Annotated in this window: 21 protein-coding genes and 1 riboswitch; of the genes, 12 read left to right on the forward strand and 9 right to left on the reverse strand. The window is 70.8% G+C overall.

Annotated features, from left to right (window positions below; translation table 11 throughout):
• Window positions 1–257: 257 nt before the first annotated feature.
• Window positions 258–959 carry a DsbA family oxidoreductase gene (locus tag ABD901_RS31305; RefSeq protein WP_345132103.1) on the forward strand — a complete coding sequence of 234 codons (702 nt, stop codon included), beginning with the start codon at window positions 258–260 and terminating at the stop codon, window positions 957–959.
• Between the two features lie 130 nt (window positions 960–1089).
• Window positions 1090–1566 carry a GNAT family N-acetyltransferase gene (locus tag ABD901_RS31310; protein WP_345132105.1) on the forward strand — a complete coding sequence of 159 codons (477 nt, stop codon included), beginning with the start codon at window positions 1090–1092 and terminating at the stop codon, window positions 1564–1566.
• A gap of 117 nt (window positions 1567–1683) precedes the next feature.
• Here the strand turns inward: ABD901_RS31310 and ABD901_RS31315 are convergent, their stop codons facing one another.
• Window positions 1684–2436: a hypothetical protein gene (locus tag ABD901_RS31315; protein WP_345132107.1), complete on the reverse strand. Its 753-nt coding sequence runs from the start codon at window positions 2434–2436 to the stop codon at window positions 1684–1686.
• Between the two features lie 202 nt (window positions 2437–2638).
• Here ABD901_RS31315 and ABD901_RS31320 point away from each other — a divergent pair, with 202 nt between their 5' ends.
• The 3 genes from ABD901_RS31320 to ABD901_RS31330 all read left to right on the forward strand — a co-directional run bounded on the left by ABD901_RS31320 (window position 2639) and on the right by ABD901_RS31330 (window position 6397).
• Window positions 2639–4018, forward strand: coding sequence for a ferredoxin reductase family protein (locus ABD901_RS31320; RefSeq protein WP_345132109.1), 1380 nt, complete (start codon window positions 2639–2641; stop codon window positions 4016–4018).
• A 424-nt stretch (window positions 4019–4442) separates the two neighbouring features.
• Window positions 4443–5024 carry an FMN-binding protein gene (locus ABD901_RS31325; protein WP_345132111.1) on the forward strand — a complete coding sequence of 194 codons (582 nt, stop codon included), beginning with the start codon at window positions 4443–4445 and terminating at the stop codon, window positions 5022–5024.
• A 608-nt stretch (window positions 5025–5632) separates the two neighbouring features.
• Window positions 5633–6397, forward strand: coding sequence for an FAD:protein FMN transferase (locus tag ABD901_RS31330; protein WP_345132113.1), 765 nt, complete (start codon window positions 5633–5635; stop codon window positions 6395–6397).
• A gap of 394 nt (window positions 6398–6791) precedes the next feature.
• Here the strand turns inward: ABD901_RS31330 and ABD901_RS31335 are convergent, their stop codons facing one another.
• Both ABD901_RS31335 and ABD901_RS31340 read right to left on the reverse strand, forming a co-directional pair.
• Window positions 6792–7151: a DUF1801 domain-containing protein gene (locus ABD901_RS31335; RefSeq protein WP_345132116.1), complete on the reverse strand. Its 360-nt coding sequence runs from the start codon at window positions 7149–7151 to the stop codon at window positions 6792–6794.
• A gap of 373 nt (window positions 7152–7524) precedes the next feature.
• Window positions 7525–8019 (reverse strand): GNAT family N-acetyltransferase, encoded by a 495-nt coding sequence (locus ABD901_RS31340; RefSeq protein WP_345132117.1) that lies wholly within the window; start codon window positions 8017–8019, stop codon window positions 7525–7527.
• 30 nt (window positions 8020–8049) lie between these two features.
• Here ABD901_RS31340 and ABD901_RS31345 point away from each other — a divergent pair, with 30 nt between their 5' ends.
• From ABD901_RS31345 to ABD901_RS31360, 4 genes are all read left to right on the forward strand, one after another.
• On the forward strand, window positions 8050–8766 hold the full coding sequence (locus ABD901_RS31345) for a M50 family metallopeptidase (protein ID WP_345132119.1): 717 nt from the start codon (window positions 8050–8052) through the stop codon (window positions 8764–8766).
• A 113-nt stretch (window positions 8767–8879) separates the two neighbouring features.
• Entirely contained in the window at window positions 8880–9518 is a 639-nt protein-coding gene (locus ABD901_RS31350; RefSeq protein WP_345132121.1) for a hypothetical protein, read from the forward strand.
• A gap of 845 nt (window positions 9519–10363) precedes the next feature.
• On the forward strand, window positions 10364–11665 hold the full coding sequence (locus ABD901_RS31355) for a hypothetical protein (protein WP_345132123.1): 1302 nt from the start codon (window positions 10364–10366) through the stop codon (window positions 11663–11665).
• A 373-nt stretch (window positions 11666–12038) separates the two neighbouring features.
• The gene (locus ABD901_RS31360; protein ID WP_345132125.1) at window positions 12039–12866 is read left to right on the forward strand and encodes a DUF5753 domain-containing protein; all 828 of its coding nucleotides are present in this window, start codon (window positions 12039–12041) and stop codon (window positions 12864–12866) included.
• 45 nt (window positions 12867–12911) lie between these two features.
• On the opposite strand, the gene ABD901_RS31365 is transcribed toward ABD901_RS31360, so the two are convergent.
• From ABD901_RS31365 to ABD901_RS31390, 6 genes are all read right to left on the reverse strand, one after another.
• A complete protein-coding gene (locus ABD901_RS31365) occupies window positions 12912–14210 on the reverse strand; it encodes an ABC transporter substrate-binding protein (protein ID WP_345132127.1) in 1299 nt (432 codons plus the stop codon).
• Window positions 14211–14229: 19 nt separating this feature from the next.
• On the reverse strand, window positions 14230–15222 hold the full coding sequence (locus tag ABD901_RS31370) for a branched-chain amino acid ABC transporter permease (protein ID WP_345132131.1): 993 nt from the start codon (window positions 15220–15222) through the stop codon (window positions 14230–14232).
• 104 nt (window positions 15223–15326) lie between these two features.
• Window positions 15327–16214: a branched-chain amino acid ABC transporter permease gene (locus ABD901_RS31375; RefSeq protein ID WP_345132133.1), complete on the reverse strand. Its 888-nt coding sequence runs from the start codon at window positions 16212–16214 to the stop codon at window positions 15327–15329.
• The gene (locus ABD901_RS31380; protein WP_345132135.1) at window positions 16211–18025 is read right to left on the reverse strand and encodes an AMP-dependent synthetase/ligase; all 1815 of its coding nucleotides are present in this window, start codon (window positions 18023–18025) and stop codon (window positions 16211–16213) included. The genes ABD901_RS31375 and ABD901_RS31380 overlap by 4 nt, the downstream gene beginning before the upstream one ends.
• Window positions 18022–18810: an ABC transporter ATP-binding protein gene (locus ABD901_RS31385; protein WP_345132137.1), complete on the reverse strand. Its 789-nt coding sequence runs from the start codon at window positions 18808–18810 to the stop codon at window positions 18022–18024. Before ABD901_RS31385 ends, ABD901_RS31380 begins: the two co-directional genes overlap by 4 nt.
• Window positions 18807–19541, reverse strand: coding sequence for an ABC transporter ATP-binding protein (locus tag ABD901_RS31390; RefSeq protein WP_345132354.1), 735 nt, complete (start codon window positions 19539–19541; stop codon window positions 18807–18809). Before ABD901_RS31390 ends, ABD901_RS31385 begins: the two co-directional genes overlap by 4 nt.
• Before the next feature lie 344 nt (window positions 19542–19885).
• A riboswitch (cyclic di-AMP (ydaO/yuaA leader) is annotated at window positions 19886–20030 on the forward strand.
• A 43-nt stretch (window positions 20031–20073) separates the two neighbouring features.
• Between ABD901_RS31390 and ABD901_RS31395 the strand changes: the two genes are divergently transcribed.
• From ABD901_RS31395 to ABD901_RS31405, 3 genes are read left to right on the forward strand one after another with little or no spacing between them, the layout of a single operon-like run.
• On the forward strand, window positions 20074–21036 hold the full coding sequence (locus tag ABD901_RS31395; RefSeq protein WP_345132139.1) for a C40 family peptidase: 963 nt from the start codon (window positions 20074–20076) through the stop codon (window positions 21034–21036).
• A 42-nt stretch (window positions 21037–21078) separates the two neighbouring features.
• Window positions 21079–21861, forward strand: a complete 783-nt coding sequence (locus tag ABD901_RS31400; RefSeq protein ID WP_345132141.1) for a methyltransferase domain-containing protein — start codon at window positions 21079–21081, stop codon at window positions 21859–21861.
• 54 nt (window positions 21862–21915) lie between these two features.
• Entirely contained in the window at window positions 21916–22329 is a 414-nt protein-coding gene (locus ABD901_RS31405; RefSeq protein WP_345132143.1) for an Rv0361 family membrane protein, read from the forward strand.
• The last annotated feature ends 83 nt before the right edge of the window (window positions 22330–22412 follow it).

A 22412-nucleotide genomic window follows, 5' to 3' on the forward strand; every position in this document is an offset into this window, starting at 1 on the left:
GGGTCGCGGTGATCGGCTCGGTCATCAACTCGCACGCGTCGTTCGCGGCGGGCATCTCGGTTGCTGGCGGGCATCCTGGCCGTGCTTGGCGTCCTCGTGGTCGCGATGTGGCCCCGTGTGCTCCGGTACTGACTGACCGCCCGCCCGCGCGGTATTGTTGAAGTGTCAACAGGCTGTCTCGCAGAACAGTGCGGGCGCAGATAAATCCAGACGCTGACGCGTCCGGATTTATCCGAATATCAGCATAAGGAGCGCGCATGATCCAGATCGAGGTCTGGTCCGACATCGTCTGCCCGTGGTGCTACATCGGCAAGCGGCGGCTCGAGCGGGCGCTCGCGGCGTTCGACGGCGATGTGTCGGTCGAGTGGCGCAGCTTCCAGCTCGACCCGAGCACCCCGATCGGCGACCCGCGCCCGGTGGCGGAGTCCCTCGCCGCGCGCAAGGGCCTGTCGCCCACCCAGGTGCGGGGCATGTTCGCGCACGTGACCGGGATCGCGGCGGAAGAGGGCCTCGCGTACGACTTCGATCGCGCCCGGACGGCCAACACGCTGGACGCGCACCGCCTGCTGCACTTCGCGAAGGCCAACGGCCGGCAGGGGGAGCTCAAGGAGCGCCTCATGCACGCGTACTTCACCGAGGGCGCCGACGTCGCCGACCACGCCGTGCTGTCCTCGCTCGCCGCGGAGGCGGGCCTGGACGCGGTCGCGGCGAAGCAGGCGCTCGCCGACGGGGCGTACGCCGAGGACGTCGAGGCCGACATCGCGCAGGCGCGCGCGTACGGCATCAGCGGCGTGCCGTTCTTCGTGTTCAACCAGCGGATCGGGGTGTCCGGGGCGCAGCCGCTGGAGGTCTTCGAGCAGGCCCTGCGCCAGTCGTCGCTGACCGTCCTGGGTTCGCCGTCGTCCTCGTCCTCCGACTCGGCGGCCAGCGAGTGCACGGACGACTCCTGCGCGATTTGACGCACGTGCATTTGGGGCGCGCCATCTTAGGCCGTGCAGACGCACGGTCAAGTGGGGCCGAGTGCGGCGTGAACATGAGTGACTACTTTCCGGCAGGCAGGGACCCCACCTCCGGTTCTACTCTGCACTCATGACCGCTGATGTACTGCACAGCTACCGGATGCAGGTCGCCCGCGGGGTGCGCCGGCTGGCTGCCGACGACACCGAGCAGGTGGCCCGGCTGCTGGAGCGCGACGGTCATCCCCAGGCCGAGACGAACATCGCGGAGCGGCTGCAGCGCTGGTGCGAGCACCCCGACGGCGCCGCGTTCGTGTGGGACGAGCGCGGCCAGCTGCTCGGCGTGGTCGCCGCGCACGTCATCCCCTCGTTCGAGACCGACGGCGCCTGGCTGCGCATCGTTGCCCTGGCGGTCGCCGAGGCCGCCCGCGGGCGGGGCATCGGCACGAGCCTGGTCGCGGCGGCCGAGACCTTCGGCCTGATGCGCGGCTGCTCCAGCGTCGAGGCCACCAGCCTGCGCACTCGCGAGGGCGCGCACGCGTTCTACCGCGCGCTCGGCTACCAGGACCGCACCGACGCGGCGGGCCGGTTCCTGCGCCAGCTGCCCTGATCCAAAGGCACGATTTCCGCACCCCTAAATGCCCGATTTATCGGTACTTAGGGGTGCCGCCATTTGCCCGAATCGCGCCCTGTCCGATTTGTGAGTTCGGGCGGGAGGAGCGAATACTCACGCGCCCAATCGGGTACCGAGCGCCGTCGCAATCTTCACCAAACCGTCCTCGGCGCCGGCCGGCAGATCCCCGCCGTCGAGGTTCACCACCGACAGCACCACGATGAGGTTGCTCACCCGCATGCTGATGACCTGCGGCGCGCCGATCGCCTGCGTGCGCTGCCGGATCGCCTGTTCGCCGACGCCGTCGAGCTTCTCGGTGTCCGTGCCGGCGACGGCGGTCAGGAAGCGCGACGCGAGCTCCGGGCCGCCGACGGTGCCCTGCTTGGTGACGACGGTGTACCCCACGTTGACCTGCACCTTCCCGTCTGTGGCGGTGCAGTTGTCCCCGTCGGTCTCGACCTTGACGGCCGCGCTCTGGTTCGCGCTCGGGTTGGCGCTCGGAGCCGCGCTCTGGTTCGCGGCCGGGTTGGCACTCGGAGCCGCGCTCTGGTTGGCGCTCGGAGAAGCGCTCTGGTTCGCGCTCGGGATCGCGCCCGGCGCCGCGCTCGGGTTGGCGCTCGGCGCCGCGCTCGGGTTGGCGCTCGGCGCCGCGCTCTGGTTCGCGCTCGGGTTGGCGCTCGGCGCCGCGCCCGGGTTGGCGAAGGCCGGCGCGATCATCGCCGGGTCGAGCACGCCGCAGCCGGGCGCCGCCTTGAAGCGGCCCGCCTCGGCGAAGAGGCCCAGCGAGTAGGCGATACCGAGGCCCGTCGCGACCACCGCCGCGAGCACCGCCACCGAGACCAGGACAATTCGCCGGAGCCGCTGCATCGCTGCAGTGTAGGCGTCGGCGAATTGTCGTACCCCCATGCGAGCATCTCGGTGCGCCCAGTTCGGCCGGGCTCGCTCGGCTCGTTGGTCCGCCGTTGATCTTTGCCCGACCTGAAGTCCCGATTAAGCCCGTGGCCTGCGGACCACGGCACTGATATCACCGATGGCAGTGGAACCACATGCACCGTTTGCAGAGACAACCATGACCGTCCCGAGACAGCGCCCGTCAAGCCGGATGGCGGCCCCCGCGGCGCGGCCCGTTGAACACAACACCGCCGGACGGTTCCTGCTTCGCACCCTCTTCTGGGGCGGCTTCGTGCTCGCGCTGCTGCCCTGGTGGCTCGGGACGAAGGCGGGCTCGATCGACACGAAGGCGGAGCTGTTCCAGTCCGCCGGCCGCGTGACCGGTCTGATGGCGGGCTATCTGCTGCTGGTGCAGGTCATCCTCATGAGCCGCCTCGGCCGCCTGGAACGCTGGATCGGCGCCCGCCACCTCGGCCTGTGGCACCGCGAGCTCGGCGGCTCGGTGCTCATCACGATCCTCGCCCACGCCGCCCTGATCACGATCGGCTACTCCTACGCCGACCGGACCGGCTTCACCGACGAGCTCGGCACGCTCCTGACCGAGTACGAGGACATGGTCACGGCGTTCATCGGCGCCGGCATGCTGGTCATCATCGGCCTGCTGAGCATCCGGGCGCTGCGCCGAGCCCTGCCCTACGAGCTGTGGTACTTCCTGCACCTCACGTCCTACCTGGCGCTGCTGCTCGGCTTCGCGCACCAGTTCTCCGACGGCCAGGAGCTGTTCCGCCCCGGCCTCGGCCGCACGGTGTGGATCGGCTTCTACGTCGCGACCATCGCCGCCGTGGTCCTCGGCCGCATCCTCGGCCCGCTCTCGCTCAACCTGCGCCACCGCCTGCGCGTCGCCGAGGTGGTGACCGAGGCCCAGGACATGATCTCGATCTACATCACCGGCGCCCGCCTGGACGACCTCGACGCGCAGGCCGGCCAGTTCTTCCGCTGGCGCTTCCTGGGCCGCGGCCTGTGGTGGCAGGCCCACCCGTTCTCGCTGTCGGCCGCCCCGAACGGCCGCTGGCTGCGCCTGACGGTCAAGACGGTCGGCGACCACACCAGCCGCCTACGCGCCGTGCGCGCCGGCACCCGCATCTTCGTCGAAGGCCCGTGGGGCGACTTCACCGCGAGCCGCCGCGTGAAACAGCGCGCCCTGCTGATCGCCGCCGGCAGCGGCATCGCCCCGATCCGCGCCCTGCTGGAGGAACTCCCGCCGGGCGCGACCGTCATCTACCGCGCCAGCGCCGTGCACGACCTCCACCTGCGCCACGAGCTCGAGGAGCTCTCGGAGATGCGCCACGCCCAGCTGTGGTTCGTGGTCGGCGACCGCCGCGACCCGGGCCCCCGCCGCCTCTTCACGCCGGCCGGCATGCGCGAGCTCGTCCCAGACATCACCGAGCGCGACGTGTACCTGTGCGGCCCCGACGGCCTGGTCGAACAGTCCCTGCACGTCCTGCGCCGCCTGCGCGTCCCCCGCCGCCAGGTGCACCTGGACCCTTTCGAGTTCTGATGCCCACACCACGCCGGCCGCTGCAGCCACCTACGCCACCCGCACCGCCACAGGCGCCAACAGCCACGCGGCGTCTCGCCCTCGCGCCGCCGCAAGCGCCCACCGCCATGCGGCATCTCGCGCACGCAACACCCCAGCCGCCGCTCCTCGCACCGCCACAGGCACACACCGCCATGCGGCGTATCGCCTTCGCGCCGCCGCAAGCGCCCACCGCCGTACGACGTCTCGCGCAGGCAACACCCCAGCCGCCGCTCCTCGGACCGCCGCAGGCGCCGACCACGCGGCTTCTCAGGCCCACTCCGCCGCGGCGCTCTCCCGGGACCGCGACGGCCCACACGGTGCATCCCCGGCGCGTCCAGGCATGCGACCCGGCCCGGCAGCGAACGGACCATCGCCACACCGAGGCAAGAGGAGTTGGTACGGCGTGCGACGCGCTCTGATGGCCCTCATGGGCACCGCGGCGGGCACGATCCTGCTCGTCGGCGCCAAGGCGGGGTTCAGCAGCCCGGCCACCGACCAGGCGACGCAGCCCCAGGCCGGAAACAGCCCACTGCCCGGCGGCTCCCCCGCGCCCGCGGTTCCCGGCGCCGGGGCAAGCCCTGCGCCGGGGGCGTCGGGACCGGCCGGCGCGCCGAAGACCACCGCGCCGGGTCAGCCCGGCAGCACGAAGACCACGGCACCGGCCGCGAAGCCGGCCACGACGGCACCGCGACGCACGACGATGAAGGACGGGACCTTCAACGGCAACTCGATCTACGTCGACTACGGCAACGTGGAGCTGTCCATCGTCGTGTCCGGCGGAAAGATCACCGACATCAAGGTCCTCGACTCGCCGAGCGACCACTCCCGGTCGGTCCAGATCAACAACGGCGCCCTGCCGAAGCTGCGGACCGAGGCGCTCGCCGCCCAGAGCGCCGATATCGACACCGTGTCCGGGGCCACGTACACGAGCAACGGCTACCGCCTCTCCCTCCAGTCCGCCATCGACCGCGCCTTCCAGGCCTGACCCGCGCCCGCGATGACATCCGCCCGCCGACCCGCCCCCAGCGCGTCGGCAACGTGTAGGCAACGGCCATCGCGGGCACATGTGAGTGCGCGGAAGAACCGACCGGCTCGCGCTCCGACCGCAGTGGAGTTCGATTCCGGGGTGGTGATCGCGTGAACCGCGGCGCGACAAGGCGGCACGACGGTCCCGGCGATCCCGGCGCTGCCTTGCGTGTTCGCGTGAACCGCGGCGGCACGAGGCGCGGCGGCGGCCCGGACGATCGGGACGCAGCCTTGCGTGGTGGCGTGAACCGCGACGCCGCGAGGCGTGATGGCGGTCCGGACGATCGAGGCGCCGCCTTGCGTGGTGGCGTGAACCGCGACGCCGCGAGGCGTGATGGCGGTCCGGGCGATCGAGGCGCCGCCTCGCGTGGTGGCGGGGACTGCGGAGGCACCGGCGGCGAGCGCGAGGGTTGGGCGTTCGGCGCTGCGGGGTGCGAAAAGGTCGGCTGCGGCGGCATCCTGGAGGGCCGCCCAAGCGTCTTCAACACTGTTCGCCGTCGTGGGGACGGGGATGTCGGTGGCGGGATCGAGGGCCGGGGCGGCGCTCGGGGCGAGGGGTGGTGAGGGGTGCACAGCCTCGTACGGGTCGAGCATGTGATGGGGATGGCGATCAGCCTCGACCTCGACGACGATCTGCCCGTCGACGAGCTCGAGCGGCTCGCCGATGGGGTGTTCGACTGGCTGCGGGTGGTGGACGGGACGTTCAGCACCTACAAGCCGGAGAGCGAGATCAGCCGGCTCGGCCGGGGTGAGTTCCGGCGGGAGGACTGCTCGCCGGTGGTGGGCGAGGTCCTCGACCGCTGCGCCGAGCTGTGGACGGAGACGAACGGCTACTTCGACATCAACGTGGGCGGGGTGCTCGACCCGTCCGGGTACGTCAAAGGCTGGGCCGTCCAGCGCGCCTGCGACCGGCTGCTCGAGCAAGGCTCGGCGAACCACTGCCTCAACGCCGGCGGCGACGTCTTCGTGCGCGGGGCACCGCGCGGGCGGGACCGGTGGCGGGTCGGCATCCGGCATCCGTGGGAGGCCATGTCCGTCGCGTGGGTGCTGGAGGTCTCCGACACGGCGGTGGCGACGTCCGGCACGTACGAGCGAGGGCTGCACGTCCTCGATCCCTTCCGCGGCGTGCCCGCGACGGACCTGCGCTCGGTCACCGTGGTCGGCCCCGACCTGGGCACCGCCGACGCGTACGCAACCGCGGCCCTCGCCATGGGCCACGCCGGCATCGACTGGCTCGCCACGCTGCCGGGCCACGAGTGCGCGGTCGTGACATCGGACGGACGCGCGCTGCGCTCGGACGGACTCCCGGTCGCCGCGCAAACCACCCCCTGACGGAGGCCGCAACGTAAGGCGGGCGAACGGGTGCGGACGGTGCATCGGCGCGAAGGGCCTCAAGCAGCGGCGCGACATGGCGGCCGGAAAGCGGCCTGGCGGCACTCCGGCGGCGTGCGCCACCTCGAGCGCCGCGTCATGAGCCTAAGACCGCTCAAGACGGCCCACGAACGCGGTGCGGGTCAAACGGCCAGGCGCGGCACGAGCCCAAACGGCCCACGAACGCGGCACGAGCCCAAAACGACCCACGAGCGCGGTGCGGGCCAGGAAGCGGCCAGGCGCGGCACGAGCCCAAAACGGCCCACGAGCGCGGTGCGGGCCAAAGCGTCAAGTGCGACACGAACCCGAACGGCCCACGAACGTGTGCAAAGCCGAACGCAGGGTCCGGGAACGGTCAGGCCACTGCCAGGTCCAGGTATTCGATCAGGTGCTCGTGCGTCGGGGCGCTGTCGTCCGGCTTGAAGCGTAGGTAGCGCAGCCGTTTCCCGGTGCCCTCGAGAAGGCCGTGCGGGTCGGGGAGGTCGGCGCCGTGCTCGAAGCCGACCGACACGCAGTCGGTGCCGGGGAAGACCGCGGCGACATACCCACGGGACGGATGGTGGAAGCCCAGCCCGTGCCAGCCGCGATAGACGCGCTCGGTCAGCTCCGGGCGGGCGCTCAGGATGACCTCCCGCAGGTGGCGGGTCAGCGCGCCGATGCTTGCACAGTGATCTTCCAGCAACTCCTCAAAGCCCGGAGGGGCAACACCCGTCATGCCCACACCTCACCACACAGGTACGACAATTTCCGGCCCCAATTCCTGCCTGCTGGACTACCAGTCGAACTCCAGGCCGCGGACCTCGCCGCCGGGGAGGCCGCGGCGCGCACGCCGGACTGCGTCGACGGGCCCGGGCGCATGTCGTCGAAGCGCAGGCCGCCAGGGCTGCGGCCGGCGGCGCCGTGCTGGAGCGCCATGCGGCCGGCGCCCGATGGCAGTGCGGCCGCCACCCGACCGGCGGTGCGGCCGACGCCCGACGGCAGTGCGGCCGACGTCCGACGGCGGTGCGGCCGGCAGGAGGGTGGCGTTCGGGCCGGAGCGCACGCCGGCGAGCCACGGCGCGCAGGGTGATGGCGAGCTCACGGGCCGTTCAGAGGTACCGATGCATGATGTGGAAATCGACCAACCCGTGTTTCGTGCTGTTGAAGCCGTCGGGGATCGTGCCGACGATGATGAAGCCCAGTGAGCGCCACAGCCGCACAGCCACCGTGTTGGTGGACACGACGGCGTTGAACTGCATCGCGCGGTAGCCCAGCTCCCGCGCCCGGTCCAGGCAGTGCTCGCCGAGGACTCGGCCCAGGCCGCGGCCGCGGGCCCGCGACGAGACCATGAAGCTCGCGTTGGCCACGTGCGCGCCCAGGGTGTCGCGGTTGGGCCCCACCTTGTACATCCCGAGCACGTCGCCGTCCTCGACCGCGACCCACTGCTCCCACGGCGGCGCCAGCAGCCAGTGCTCGCGCGCGTCGGCCTCGGTCGAGTCGGGCGCGTTGTCATAGCTCTCGCCCGCCGCGACGACCTCGTGCCACACGTCCCACACGCCCGGCCAGTCATTGTCCGCAAAGCGCCTGATCTCCACGCTGTTCATTCAACACGCAAGGTGGCAGGCTCTGCATTCGTGTTTGACGTGTTGCAGGACGCCTTCGGCCGCCAACCGTCCCCCGACCGCACGGTCGTCATCGTGACCGCGGTCGCCGCGCTGCTCGCGGTGCTGCTGCGGCCGGTGTGGAAGATCATGCGCAACTTCGTGACGATCGCGCACGAGGGCGGGCACGCGCTCGCCGCCGTGCTGAGCGGCCGCCGCCTGTCGGGCATCCGCCTGCACTCCGACACCTCCGGGCTGACCCTGAGCAAGGGTCGCCCGAACGGGCCGGGCATGGTGGTCACGGGCCTGTCCGGGTACATCACGCCGTCGCTGCTGGGCCTGGCCGCCGCGGCGATCCTCGGCGCGGGCCGGATCACGATCCTGCTGTGGCTGCTCCTGCTGCTGCTCGTGCTGATGCTCATCATGATCCGCAACTTCTACGGCGTGATCTCCGTCGTGGCCGCTGGCGCGATCATCTTCGCCGTCTCCTGGTTCGCCGACTCGCAGATCCAGGGCGCCTTCGCGTACGCGTTCGCCTGGTTCATGCTGCTCGGAGGCGTGCGGGCGGTGTTCGAGCTGCAGCAGTCGCGCTTCCGGCGGCAGGCGCCCAACTCCGACGCCGACCAGATCGCGCGCCTGACCAGGGTGCCCGCGATGGTGTACGTCGGGTTCTTCGTCATCGTCGTCCTTGCCTGCCTGGCCTTCGGCGTGCGCCTGATGCTCGGCCCGGTCGGCGACCTCATCGGCTAGTTACGCGGCGTCGACTTCTCCCTCACACACGGCACGATCCGGGTGGGCATCCTTGCGTCCATCCATTAGAATGTGTGTACGAAAGACGCTCTTGACCTGGGAGGAGAGCGCCAGTGACCGCGCCCACAACCACCACCGGAACCGTCCCCTACGCGACCCTGCTGAGCTTCACCCGGTATGTCGGCCGCACCGGACCGCGCAAGGCGAGCTTCGTCGGCGGGCTGCGCCGGCAGCGCGAGTCCGGGCACGGGTTCAACCCACACGGCCAGCTGGTGAAGGCACTGAAGGCGGACATCCAGTTCCGCACCGGCGGCACCTACCTCAACGCCGTCGTGGACCAGGTCAACGCGCGGTGGAAGCCGCTCTACGAGTCGGTCGTGCCGGGCGCGCTGCGCTACCTCGAGTCGCTGTCGACGCCCGTCGAGGTGACGCCGACGAGGGACGCGCTGTGCATGATCGGGACGTTGCCCGTGAAGATCAACCCGCACTTCGGGTTGCGGTATCCGGACGGTCGGGGAGAGGCCGTGCGGCTGCACTTCGATGAGGACCCGCCGCTGGATGAGGCTGCGGTGGCCACGTTGCACCTGATGGGGCGGCATATGGATCTGGTGCTGCCCAATGCGTCGGCGGTGCTGGTGGATCTGCGGCGTGGTGAGGTGCTGCGGCCGGATCCGGCTGTGAAGGGCGACGAGGTGGAGCGGTGGCTGGCTGGGGAGGCTGCGGCGTTCTCGTCCATGTGGGGTGTTGCTTAGGAGCTTCGTTTCGGGGGGCGGGGCCGGGCGGGGGCCGGGGGACGGCCGCTGCTCTGGGCGTGCTGTTGGGCAGTGGCTTGGGTTGTGACCGCTTGATACGGGGCGTCGAACCTCAAGACGGGGCTGCTCTTTGGGCAGTGGTTGAGGTTCTGACGGCCTACTAACGCTTTACTCGCCCCCCAAAAACGCGGAGGCGGGCGTGGCTTTGCCAGCCCCCCGGTCTGCCACGTCCGTCTCCGCGGAAGCAATACGGGGAAAGAGACGCCGGTTTCCGCGAAAAGCGCGCCGGCACGATCCAGGGCGCCGATCGGGGCGACTATGCCCGCGCGCACGGCCACGGGGATGAAGACCGCCATGGAGACGAAGCCGCGCGTCGGGCGGTGCCAGCGGACCACGGGGTCGTCAGGTGCGGGCCGCACCTGAGGGGTTGGTATGCGCGATTTGCCGCAGTCGTCAGATGCTGCAAGGCGCCGCATGATCACTACGTAGCCGGGTGGTCACCCATCGATGCTCTCCGGTGTTAGGTTGACCGCGTTGCGCTTCCTCGCACTCGCGCACCCGGGGCGACCAGGGAGAAGAGAGAAAGGGATGCCATGACGGAAGGCCGGCATCATCGGCGTCGCCACGACGACCACACGGAAGACGGGATCTACGTCCCGCCCCCGCGTGAGGTGCCGCGACCCCGATCAGAGCCGGCCGGCTGGCCGCCGCCCACCCCGCCCACCGCCGCCCCATCCCCGTGGGCCCCTGCGGCAACGGGTGGCCCGCCAACGGCACGGCCGGGGGATCCGGTCGGGCATCCTGCGACGGCCGCCACGGACCATGCGCGATCGTCGGAGCCGTCCGTGCGCCCCTCCCCCTGGGCACCGGGCGACGACGACGAGTACTCCGACTATCGGGAGGAGTACGAAGAGGAAAACCCGTACGTGCCGGTGGAGAACCTGCCCCCGGCTCCGCCGGCGCGTACGGTCGCGGACGAGCGGGAGACGTGGCTGCCGCCGCTGTACCCGCAGGAGTGGCCGCCCGAGCCGGGCCGCCGGGATTGGGCTGTGCCGCCGCCGGCCGAGCCTCCCGCGGTACCACAGGCGGATGAAGCGAACGGGCGCTCCTCGGCGACCGCGTGGTGGATCGCGGTCGGGGTGATCATCGTCGCGCTGGCCGTTGCCGCGGGCGTGCTGGTCGGGCTGAGCCTGGCCGCGCGCGGTGGCGAGCAGCCCGCGAGCGGGGCGGCGGGGGCCACGTGTGGCGGGCGGGAGGTGCTGCGGACTACGGCGGCGCCCGAGATCGCGCCCGCGGTCGAGCAGGCGGCCGCCGACATCGGGGCCAACCAGGCCGGCGGCTGCAAGCTGGTCGCGGTCACGGCGCAGCCGCAGTACGCGGGCGGCGAGGCGTGGATCCCGGCCACCGCGGCGTGGGCGAGCCTGGCGAAGTTCCAGTACGCGCCCGAGCCGGTCTCCCTGGCCCGCTCCCCCATCGTCGTCGCCGCGCCGCGGCCCTTCGCCGAGTCGCTCGGCTGGCCCGGCAAGCAGCCCACCTGGGCCGCGCTGGCCGCCGGGCTCAACGCCGGGCAGGTGCCCAAGCTCAGCATGGGCAGCCCGCTCACCGACACCGCCGGGCTGCTCGCGGCGCTGGAGGTGCAGAGCGCGATGGCCCGGACCACGAACGACCCGGGCAACGCCCAGATGCGCGCCCTTTCGGTGCGTGCGCACCTGGCGGATGCCGACGCGTCGCCGGCCGGGCTGCTGGAGCGCATGGGGCAGCAGAGCGACCCCGCGCGGGCGCTGCGCGACGTCGGGCTGTTCCCGGTCACCGAGCAGGATCTGTGGGGGTACGCCAAGACGCGGCACCCGGTCGCGCTGGCCGGGATCTACCCCGCCGACGCGATCTACGAGGCCGACTTCCCGCTGCTGCTCACCCCGGCGGCGGCCCGCGACGGCGAGCTGAGGTCGCTGGCCACCCGGCTGGGCGAGCGGATGCGGGCCAAGGACTTCGCCGCCGTGCTCACCGGGCGCGGGCTGCGCTCGGCCGCGGGCGACGCGACGCCGTCCGGGGACGGGCTGGCGGCGCAGTACCAGGCGCCGCTGGACCTCCCGGCCACGACCGCCGAGTGGGCGGCGACGTGGGCGAAGTACAAGCGGCTGGCGTAGCACACCGCTCTTCGGCGAGGACGCGGCGGCGCCCTTCACCGTCGCGCTACCGTTCGGACTGATGGGCGGCAGCGTCGGCGGCGTGCCCGCGCCGGGAGGCGATGCGGCAGGTCGCGGCGAACTACGCGGCGTCGGCGACATTCACCGACGGGCGCGACCAGGACTCCCGCGCGAGCGCGATGGCCAAGATCTTCCTGGCCGCACACACGCCGCGATAAGCGGCGTGTGGGAACTGCCCGAAGGGCTTTATGGGAACTGCCCGAAGGGCTTTCAGGAAATCGGAACGCGCTAGGTGCATCTGCCGCAATCCGGGTAGAAACGCGGAGCCCTCGACCGGGGCGATGCCATTTGTACGCGATTGGGGTGATGGTCCATGAGCGGGCCTATCGTGGGCAAGCGCCGCCTCCGTGCCGAGCTGCGGCGGTTGCGGCGGGAGCGGGAACTGACCCAGGACCTGGTGGCCGCCGAGATGGAGTGGTCGCTGTCCAAGCTCATCCGTATCGAGAACGGCACCGTCGCCATCTCGGTGAGTGACCTTCGCAGCCTGCTGGCCTACTACCGGGTCCACGACCCGCGAACCGTCGACGAGCTGCTCGAGCTCGCCCGCGCGGCGAAGCGTCGGATGTGGTGGGACGAGTACCGTCCGATGCTGGTCCAGCAGCTGATTACCTACGTCGGGTTCGAGGCGGAGGCGACCCGCATCGGGGAGTTCGCGCCGATCATGTTCCCGACGCTGCTGCAGACGCGGCGGTACGCCCACGCCACCGCCGACCCGGAGTCCCCGCTCACCGAGCGGCGCGTCGAGTTCCACGCCCGGCGCCAGGAGGAGCTGTTCAACCGCGAGGAGCCGCCCCGCGTGCAGGTCATCCTGGACGAGTCGGTGCTGCGGCGCGGTCCGGTCCCGGGCGACGACGCCCTGCTGGTCGACCAGCTGGAGCACACGATCGAGTTCGCGCAGCGGCCCTACGCCGACGTGCGCGTCGTGCCGATCAACGCGGGCTACCACCCGGGCTGGGAGGGAGACTTCACGCTGCTGGAGTTCGGCACCGACGACGGCGTCCTCTACCGCCAGCAGCTGCTGTGGGAGGAGCCCGAGCTCATCGGGCAGTACCGCGGCATCCTCGAACGGCTCGCACAGCGAGCCCTGTCGCAGGAGGCGACGCTCGACCTCCTGCGCCAGGTCGCCGGTGAGCTCAAGTAGGGCGTGCGGCGGGGGCCGCGCAGGTGCGCGGCCCCCGCTGGCGACTTACAGCTTCTCGTAGCAGGGCTTGTCGAGCTTGTAGTCCTTCGCGGTCGGCCCGACGAAGTAGTCCTTGACGAGCGGGACGTCCGTCGTGCCGTTGCCGCCGGCCGGGTTGTAGACCAGCGACTGGCGGAACTGGCCGTCAGTGCCGCCGGCGTAGTTGCCGGCGCCGTCGGGCAGCATGCCCTCGTAGTCGACCTTGGTGAGGCCCTTGGCCGCCTTGAGCAGGCCGGCCCGGGTGAGGTCCTTGTTGGCTTCGGCCGCCTTGAGCGCGGCCAGCAGCGGATAGGACCAGACCCAGCCGGAGGTGTATCCGTCGTTGGGCGTGATCGACGAGCCCAGCGCCTCGCGCATGGCCTTGTGGCCGGGCGAGTCGGTGGTGAACGTCTTCCACGGCGCCGTCTGCAGGTAGAGCGCCTTCAGGGCCGGCGCCGCGGGGCTCTGCAGCAGGCCCGGGTTCCACGACGGGCTGGTGCCGATGAACTTGCCGGTGAAGCCGCGCTGTGCGGCGCCGCCGACGACCGCGGCGGTGTCGGCCGGGCCGGTGGTGATGATGACGAGGTCGGGCTTCTGCGTGACGATCGCGGTGACGGCGCCGGCCTGCTTGTCGGTGCCGCTGTCGGTCTTCACGTCGATGAACTTCATGCCGAACTTCTCGGCGGCGATCTTCGCGCCGGCCGCGGCGTCGTCGCCGTAGTCGCCGGCCAGGTGGACCGCCATGACGGTCTTGGGCTTGAACGTGTCGTTGGCATAGTCGACGGCGTTCATCGACTCGAAGCAGTAGTTCGCGCCGGACTCGAGGATGTTGTCCTCGAAGGCGTAGCCGGAGGTCCAGGCCGCGGGGGCGGCCAGGATGTTGTTCTGCTTCATGTCCGGCAGGATCGCGGCCGTGGTCGGCGAGCCCAGCGACTGGGCCAGCGCGAGAACCTTGCCCTTGATCTCCTGGTACACCTCGTTGTGCGTCTGCGGGTTGTACTTGTTGTCGCGCACGTACGTCTCGGCGTCGATGTCATAGCCGCCGATGCCGCCCTGGGTGTTGACCCGCTTCCAGAACGCCTTCTGCGCCTCGGTGATCGGCACGGCGAGGGCGTGGAACGGCCCGACGGTCAGGTCGGAGATGATGCCGAGGTAGATGCAGCCCCGGTCCTTGTGCTCGGATTTGGGGCAGGGTTCCTTGGTGATGCCGACGTCGGTCTTCATGCCGGTGGCGGACTGCTGGTCGGTGTTGTCTTGGCCACGGCAGGCCGAGAGCCCGGTCACGGCGAGCACCGCGGCCAGGGTGAGGGCGCCCAACCTCTTCATTGAGGCTCCTTTGGGGGTGTTAGTACGAGAACGGCCAGGCCTTCCAGTAGTTGCGCAGTCGTATCCACACGCCGAACAGCCCGCGCGGCTCGAAGATCAGGAAGACGATGATCAACACGCCGTAGAGGACGGTTTCGAGCTGGTAGGCGTTTGGGGACTCCGACGGGGAGGTGCTGATGAACGGCAGGAACGACGGAACCTCCCGGGTCAGCCGCGGCAGCAGCGTGATCAGGAAGGCCCCCAGGACGGCGCCGCTGACGGTGCCGGCGCCGCCGATGAGGACCATGGCGATGTACTGCACCGACAGCAGCAGGTCGAACGAGGTCGGGTCGAAGTAGCCGGCACCGACGTAGAGCAGCGCACCGGCACAGCCGGCGAAGAACGACGAGACCCCGAAGGCGACCGTCTTGTACCTGGCCAGGTTCACCCCGATGACGCCGGCCGCGATGTCGCGGTCGCGGATCGCGGTGAGGGCCCGGCCGACCCGCGAGCGCGCCAGGTTGCGCGCCGCGAGAGCCGCGATGAGCAGCAGGACCAGCATCAGGAGGTACAACTTCTGGTCCCGGGTGAGGAAGGCGTCCGACGTGTTGAGGTCGTAGCCCAGCAACGTCGGCGCCGGGGGCTGCCGGCCGACGCCGGGCCCGCCGGTGAGCGAGGACCACTCGTTGATCACGTGTCCGCCGATGAAGACCAGGCCGAGCGTGACCACGGCCAGGTAGAGCCCGCGCAGCCGGGTGGCCAGCGGCGCGACGAGCATCCCGGCCAGCGCCGCGACCAGGCCGGCCGCGGGCAGCCAGACGAGCACCTCGGTCACGCCGAAGCCGATCGTGCGCGCGTCCGGGTCGCCGGCGATCGCGGCGGCGGTGTAGGCGCCGATGGCCAGGAAGAACGCGTGGCCGAGCGAGACCTGCCCGGCGAGGCCGGTGACGATGTTGAGCCCGATCGCGCCGATCGCGGTGACGCAGGCCAGCCCGAGCAGCTGCAGCACGTCGTCCTGCGCGAGAAACGGCATGCCAAGGGCAACTAAAAGCCCAAAAAGGACGAAAAATCGTTGAGTGGTACTGCTGAACAGCGCGAAATCCTGCGAATAGGCCGTGTGCAGCAGCGGACGGTTCCTCATACGCGCGTGACCTCCCGGGTGCCGAACAGGCCGTAGGGGCGGACGAGCAGGACGAGCAGCATGACCACGTACGGCGTGACGACCGAGAAGTTGCCGCCGAGGAACGTGAAGTGACCCTGGTAGGTGGCGGTCACCTCCTGCACGACGCCGACGACGAGCCCGCCGATGACGGCGCCGGGCAGTGAGTCGAGGCCGCCGAGGATGATGACCGGCAGCGCGGTCAGCGCGACCAGCCACAGCGACTCGCTGACGCTGCCGCCGACCGCGGCGAAGGTGCCCGCCACGGCGGCGAGCGCGCCGGCGAGGGCCCACGACATCGCGAAGACCGAGCCGACGCTGACGCCCTGGGCCAGCGCCGCCTCCTGGTCGTAGGCGGCGGCGCGCATCGCGAGGCCCGTTTTGGTGTACCGGAAGAACGCGAACAGCCCGGCGATGAGCACGGCGGTGGTGAGCGCCATCGCGATGTGCCGCTGCTCGACGACGATCCCGCCGGGCAGCTTGAGCACCTTGAGCCCCCACGGGTCGCCGACGTGGCGCACGTCGAGGCCGATGAAGGCGTTGTCGACGACCCGCACGGCGATGTCGATGCCGAGCGTAATGATGGCGACGGTGAACACCGGCCGCCCGACCATCGGGCGCACGGCGAGCCGCTCGACGCCCAGCGCCAGGCCGCCGGTGAGAGCGGCCGCGACGATCAGCGCCAGGAAGAAGCCCAGCGGGCCGACCAGGTAGGTCACCAGGACCGCGCCGGCCAGCATGAACGACGGCTGGGCGAACGAGATGACCCGGGTCGCCTTGTAGATGATGACGAAGCCGAGGGCCAGCAGTGCGTAGACGCTGCCGGTGCCGAGGCCGCGCAGCACGCTCTCGAGCAGATCCTTCACGCGGGCCCCCGTTGCATGTCGTCTTTCCGGTACATCTCGTCGACCTCCGCCCGGAAGGCCGCCGCGACCGCGCCGCGGCGCACCTTCTGGGTGGCGGTCAGTTCGCCGGTCTCGTGGTCGAGCTCCTTGGGCAGCATGCGAAACGTCTTGATCTGCTCGACGGGTGCGCGTGCGGCGTTGACCTCGTCGACGGCGCGCCGCACGAGCGCCACGACCTCCTCCTTCGCGGACAGGTCGCGGTACGTCGTGTAGGCCAGGCCCCGCCGCTGCGCCCACTCGCCGACGGTCTCGAGCTCGATGCCGACCAGGGCGGTGAGGTAGGCGCGGCGGTCGCCGACGACGATCGCCTCCTTGATGTAGGGCGACGCCTTGAGCGCGTTCTCGATCTCGCTCGGCGCGATGTTCTTGCCGCCGGCCGTGATGATGATGTCCTTGGCCCGGTCGGTGATGCGCAGGTGCGTGCCCTCGACCATCGCCCCGATGTCGCCGGTGCGCAGCCAGCCGTCGGCGGTGATCGCCTCGGCGGTGGCGTCCGGGTCCCGGAAGTACCCGGCGAAGGTGCCCGCGTGCCGCGTCTGGATCTCACCGTCGTCGGCGATGCGCACCTCGACGCCGGGCTGGGGCTCGCCGACCGTGCCGAGCCGGATGCGACCGGGCCGGTTGGCGGTGGCGATCGCGGTGTTCTCGGTCATGCCGTACACCTCGTGCATCGGCACTCCGATGCCCATGAAGAAGCGCAGCACCTCGGGCGCGACCGGCGCGGCGCCGCTGGCCGCGTAGCGCACGTGGCGCAGGCCGACGCGCTCCCGCAGCGCGCGATAGCACAGCAGCCAGCCCACGGCGTAGCGCAGCCGGCTGCCGGCGGTGTGCCGGCCGCCGTTGGCGGCGAGCGTGGCGCCGATGCCGTCGGCGACCCGCAGCCACAGCCGGGCGTTGGCCCGCTTGAGCCGCGAGGCGCCCGCCACCCGCGTGGTGACGCCGGCGAGCATCTTCTCCCAGATGCGCGGCACGCCGAAGAGGATCGTCGGCTGCACCTCGCGCAGGTCCTGCTGCACCGTCGCGATCGACTCGCCGAAGTGCACAACCACGCCCGAGGCGGCGTTGAACCACGTGGTGAAGACGCGCTCGGCGACGTGGCACAGCGGCAGGTACGACAGCAGCACGTCGCGCGGGCCGGGCGGCGGGTCGGTGAGCCCGCCCTCGCCGAGCAGCACCGAGATCGCGAAGTCCACGTTGGACACCGTGAGCATCGCGCCCTTGGGCCGCCCGGTCGTGCCGGAGGTGTAGACGAGGGCGGCCAGGTCGTCGGCCTCGGCGGCGAGCTCCGGCTCCGGCCCCGGCCCGTCCTGCAGCAGGTCGTCCCAGGAGGTCAGGATCTCGTGGCGGTACCGGTGGCGGATGCCCTTCGGGTCGAGATACACGATGCGGCGCAGGTCCGGGCAGTCGTCCAGCACCGCGAGGGCCTTGTCGACCTGCTCCTGGTCCTCGGCGATCAGGACCTTGGCGCCGGAGTGCGCCAGCAGGTAGCGGATGTCGCCCGCCGGGTTGGTCGGGTACAGCCCGACGGTCGCGGCCCGCAGCGCCACCGTGGCGACGTCGGCGAAGAGCCACTCGGGCCGGTTCTCGGACAGGATCGCCACCCGGTCGCCCGGGCCGATGCCGAGGCCGCGCAGCGCCTTCGCGGCGGCGCGGGCCGTGTCCCAGTACTGCCGCCAGGTGATCTCGCGCCAGATGCCGCGGTGCTTCTCGCGCATCGCGACCGCGTCCGGGGTGCGCTGCGCGTGGTCGCGCACGAGCGTGGCGATGGTCATGGCGTCTCGCCCACCTTCGGTCCGGACTCGCCCAGGTACGCGCGGATCACGTCGGGGTTCGCCTGGACGTCCTTGGGAGCGCCGCACGCGACCGGCACGCCGAAGTCGAGCACCAGCACCCGGTCGGCCAGGTCCATGACCAGGCCCATGTCGTGTTCGACGAGGATCATCGGGATGCTCAGCTCGTCGCGGATGTCCAGGATGTAGCGGGCCATGTCCTCGGTCTCCTCCAGGTTCATCCCGGCGACCGGCTCGTCGAGCAGCAGCAGCTTCGGCTCCATGGCCAGGGCCCGGCCGAGCTCGACCCGTTTCTGCACGCCGTAGGGCAGCAGCCCGACGGGCAGCCGGCGCCACTGGGCCAGCTCGAGGAAGTCGACGATCTCCTCGACGCGGGCCCGGCTGGCCAGTTCCTCGCGCCGGGCCCGACCGGCCCACGCGATGGCCGCGAGGGTGCCGTAGCGGATGTGGTGGTGCCGGCCGAGCATGAGGTTCTCCACCACCGTGAGCTGGCGGAAGAGCTCGACGTTCTGGAAGGTGCGGGCGACGCCGAGGCGGGCCACCCGGTCGGGCCGCGCGCCGGTGATGTCGGCGTCACCGAGCAGCACCCGGCCCTGCTGCGGCCGGTAGACCCCGGAGATCACGTTGAAGATGGAGGTCTTGCCGGCGCCGTTGGGCCCGATGATCGCGAACAGCTCGTCGGCCCCGACGGCGAAGTCCACCCCGTCGATGGCCTTGACGCCGGCGAAGCTGAGCCGGACGTCGCGGAACTGCAACACATCGCTCACGACAACCACCGCTTCCGGCGCTTGTAGTGCTTCACGTCGCGGAAGGAGTGCGCGGCGTGCGAGCCGAGGTAGAACTCCCGGATGTCGTCGTCGGCGAGCAGCTCGGCGGATGGCTTGTCCAGCACCACCTTGCCGTTCTCCAGCACGTACCCGTGCTCGGCCACCGACAGCGCCATGGTCGCGTTCTGCTCGACCAGCAGCACGGCCGTGCCGGCCCGGTTGATCTCGGCGATCAGGTCGCGGACCTGCTCGACCATCCGCGGCGCGAGGCCCAGGCTGGGCTCGTCCAGCAGCAGGTACCGCGGATCGGACATGAGCGCCCGGCCCATCGCCAGCATCTGCTGCTCGCCGCCGGAGAGGTAGCCGGCGATCGACCCGCGGCGCTGCTTGAGCACCGGGAACAGCGTGTACATGCGCTCCATCGCCTCGGCGGCGCCGCGGCGGCGGGTGTGCGCGCCGAGCCGCAGGTTCTCCTCCACGGTGAGCTCGGCGAAGGTGCGCCGGCCCTCCATGACCTGGCTGATGCCCCGCCGGACGACGGCGGCGGGGCGCAGGCGGTGGATCGGGCGGTCGTCAAGGCTCACGGAGCCGCGGGTCACGGCCCCGTCGTGCACGTCGAGCAGGCCGGAGACGGCCCGTAGCAGGGTGGTCTTCCCGGCGCCGTTGGCACCGAGCAGCGCGACGATCTTGCCCTCCGGGACGGCGAGGCTGACGCCCCGCAGCACCAGCATCACATCGTCGTAGACGACCTCGAGGTTCTGGACCCGTAGCACCTGGCGGACCCCCGAACTATTTGCATCGTCGGTGTATGAAGTTACACGTATTTAACCCGCTCTCTCAGAAGAATCAAGCCCCAAATATGTAACCGTCAACACCATCCCCGGCTTCGATGTCACGGTGTGATGTTGACGGCCAACCGGCAGTAATTCGGACTTTTCCCCGCGTTATATGTCGAGCGGGACACGCGCCTTTCGCCGGGCGGATGATCACGTTAAGTTAGGCGCTGGCCTGCTCGGCAGTCCGTCATCCACCCCGGATGACGCCGGGCGAGCGCCGCCGAATCGAGCTCGACGCACCGCCCCGATCCCCTCGTCGCGGTGTGCATCGAACCGGGGACCCAGAGTGTCAATCGGGGTGAATCCGCATCGCTGCGGTAGGGCGCCTTCCTCTTCCCGCCCGAACCCGTCAGCTAACCCGGTAGGCGGCACCACAGTGAAGAAGGGTCTTTCCTTGTCCACTGGACACCGCGCCAGGCGCTCGGTGGTGCGAACCCTACTGATCGGGCTCGTGTCACTCACCGTGCTGGCGCCGGCCACGGTCGCGCACGCCGATCCCTCACTGTCGGAGATCGAGGCGCAGCTCGACAAGTCGAGTCAGGAGCTCGAGGCGACCGTCGAGTCGTGGAACCACGTCAATGACGAGCTCACCTCGACCCAGGCCAAGGCCGCCGACTTGCAGACCAAGCTCAAGCCCCTCGAGGACGGGGTCGCGGCGACCGGCGCCAACGTCGAGCAGTTCGCGATCGCGCAGTTCAAGACGGCCGGCAACATGCGCGGCCTCTCGCTCATGCTCAACGCCTCGTCGTCGGGCGACCTGGTCGACCAGCTCTCGATGCTGCAGCAGATCACGCACAGTCAGAACGCGGAGATCGCCGGCTACAAGGCGGCCCGAAGCAAGTACGACGGCGAGAAGAAGGCCCTCGACGAGACGCTGGCCGCCGTGACCGCCCAGAAGACGCAGCTCGAGACGCAGCGTCAGAAGATCGAGGGCGACATCAAGAAGCTGCAGGACCTCAAGAACCGGGCGACCGCCGCCGGGTCGACGAAGGTCAACGGGTCCGGCGTCACCAACGCCAAGGCGCCTGTCATCGACGACGCGACACGCCAGAAGGTGGTCGACTTCGCCTACGCCCAGCTCGGAAAGCCGTATCTGTGGGGCGCGGCCGGTCCGAGCAAGTACGACTGCTCGGGTCTCACGATGGCGGCCTGGAAGCAGGTAGGCGTGAACCTGCCGCACAACGCCGCCGACCAGTACAGGACGGTGGTGCACATCAGCGCCTCCCAGCTACTGCCGGGCGACCTGATCTTCTTCTACTCGGGTATCTCGCACGTCGGGATGTACACCAAGCCCGGCAAGATGGTCGACGCGCCGACCACCGGAAAATGGGTGGAGGAAGTGTCGTACGCCGGCCGCCCGATCGTCGGGTACGGCCGCCCAAAGTTCTAGGCCGCAGCGCTCTCCGGACGCCATGCCCCGCAGAATGGGGGCATGGCGTCTTGGGATCCAGGGCAGTACAACCGGTTCGCCGACGAGCGGGCGCGGCCGTTCCGTGAGCTCGTGGCCCGCATCCCGACCGCCGGGGCGGTCGCCGTCGTCGACCTCGGCTGCGGCCCCGGCTCGATGACCGCCACGCTCGCCGAGCGCTGGCCCGACGCGGCGATCCTGGGCATCGACTCCTCGCCGGCGATGATCGAGGCCGCCTCGCGGTTGCAGACGCCGCAGCTGCGCTTCCAGCTCGCCGACGCCGGCTCGTGGCGCCCGCAGCGCGGCTCCGTCGACGTCATCGTGGCCAACGCCTCGCTGCAGTGGGTCGCCGGCCACGAGACGCTCCTGCCGGCCTGGGCCGCCGGCCTCGACGACGGCGGCACGCTCGCCTTCCAGGTGCCGATCGCCGCGTTCGACCCGGGCTTCGGCGAGGTGGCCGCCCGGCCCCGGTGGGCGGACCGGCTCGCGGGCGCGCTCGGCAGCACCGGGCCCCGCTCGGCCACGCCGGTGCTGGCCGCCGAGGAGTACGTGCGGCTGCTCAGCGCCGCCGGCCTCACCGTGGACGCCTGGCAGACGACGTACTACCACGTGCTCCCCGGCGACGACCCGGTCTTCGAGTGGTTCAAGGGCACCGGCCTGCGCCCCTACCTCGACGCCCTGGACCCGCAGGCGGCGCAGGAGTTCTCCGCCGAGGTCCGCGAGGAGCTGCGCGCCCTGCACCCGCGCGAGCCGTTCGGCACGATCCTGCCGTTCCCACGGCTCTTCGTTGTCGCCCATCGGCCTTGATCCGCGTCGCGCGCTTTACAGCCCGGCCCGGGCGGCCTCCATACGCTGGCGCGCGTGAGCAAAACTGCCAAGATCGTCATTTTCAGCGTGATCGGCGCCTTCGTGCTGTGCTGCGGCGGGGGCGTCGGCGGGCTGTTCTTCGTTCTGAACTCCGCCGTGAAGGCCCCGAAGGCCGCGGCCGAGGACTTCCTGACCAAGCTCGAGGCCGGCAACAACGAGGGCGCCTACGCCCTGCTGTGCCGCACCACGCAGAACAACTACGACCGCGAGGAGTTCGACGCCCTCGTGCAGAAGGACGCCCCGACCAAGCACGACATGAGCTGGGGCGGCTCGTACAGCAGCGAGAACGGCCTCGAGACGGCGTCGGTCACGGCCAGCCTGACGCACAAGGGCGGATGGAGCGGCGACCACACGTTCGCCCTGCGCAAGGAGGACGGCGCGTGGAAGGTCTGCGGCGACCCGTACTAAGAGCGCCGGTCCGTCAGACACACAGCAAGAAGCCCCGGGTCCCTCGCCCCGGGGCTTCTCACTCTGTTGTGTACTAGGTCGTC

This window comes from Dactylosporangium darangshiense (assembly GCF_039537565.1).
Lineage (GTDB): Bacteria > Actinomycetota > Actinomycetes > Mycobacteriales > Micromonosporaceae > Dactylosporangium > Dactylosporangium darangshiense.

Coding starts and splice junctions, on each gene's coding strand:
- ABD901_RS31305 (WP_345132103.1), top strand. CDS start 258: ATGATCCAGATCGAGGTCTGGTCCGACATCGTCTGCCCGTGGTGCTAC.
- ABD901_RS31310 (WP_345132105.1), top strand. CDS start 1,090: ATGACCGCTGATGTACTGCACAGCTACCGGATGCAGGTCGCCCGCGGG.
- ABD901_RS31315 (WP_345132107.1), bottom strand. CDS start 2,436: ATGCAGCGGCTCCGGCGAATTGTCCTGGTCTCGGTGGCGGTGCTCGCG.
- ABD901_RS31320 (WP_345132109.1), top strand. CDS start 2,639: ATGACCGTCCCGAGACAGCGCCCGTCAAGCCGGATGGCGGCCCCCGCG.
- ABD901_RS31335 (WP_345132116.1), bottom strand. CDS start 7,151: ATGACGGGTGTTGCCCCTCCGGGCTTTGAGGAGTTGCTGGAAGATCAC.
- ABD901_RS31340 (WP_345132117.1), bottom strand. CDS start 8,019: ATGAACAGCGTGGAGATCAGGCGCTTTGCGGACAATGACTGGCCGGGC.
- ABD901_RS31360 (WP_345132125.1), top strand. CDS start 12,039: ATGAGCGGGCCTATCGTGGGCAAGCGCCGCCTCCGTGCCGAGCTGCGG.
- ABD901_RS31365 (WP_345132127.1), bottom strand. CDS start 14,210: ATGAAGAGGTTGGGCGCCCTCACCCTGGCCGCGGTGCTCGCCGTGACC.
- ABD901_RS31370 (WP_345132131.1), bottom strand. CDS start 15,222: ATGCCGTTTCTCGCGCAGGACGACGTGCTGCAGCTGCTCGGGCTGGCC.
- ABD901_RS31380 (WP_345132135.1), bottom strand. CDS start 18,025: ATGACCATCGCCACGCTCGTGCGCGACCACGCGCAGCGCACCCCGGAC.
- ABD901_RS31390 (WP_345132354.1), bottom strand. CDS start 19,541: ATGCTGGTGCTGCGGGGCGTCAGCCTCGCCGTCCCGGAGGGCAAGATC.
- ABD901_RS31400 (WP_345132141.1), top strand. CDS start 21,079: ATGGCGTCTTGGGATCCAGGGCAGTACAACCGGTTCGCCGACGAGCGG.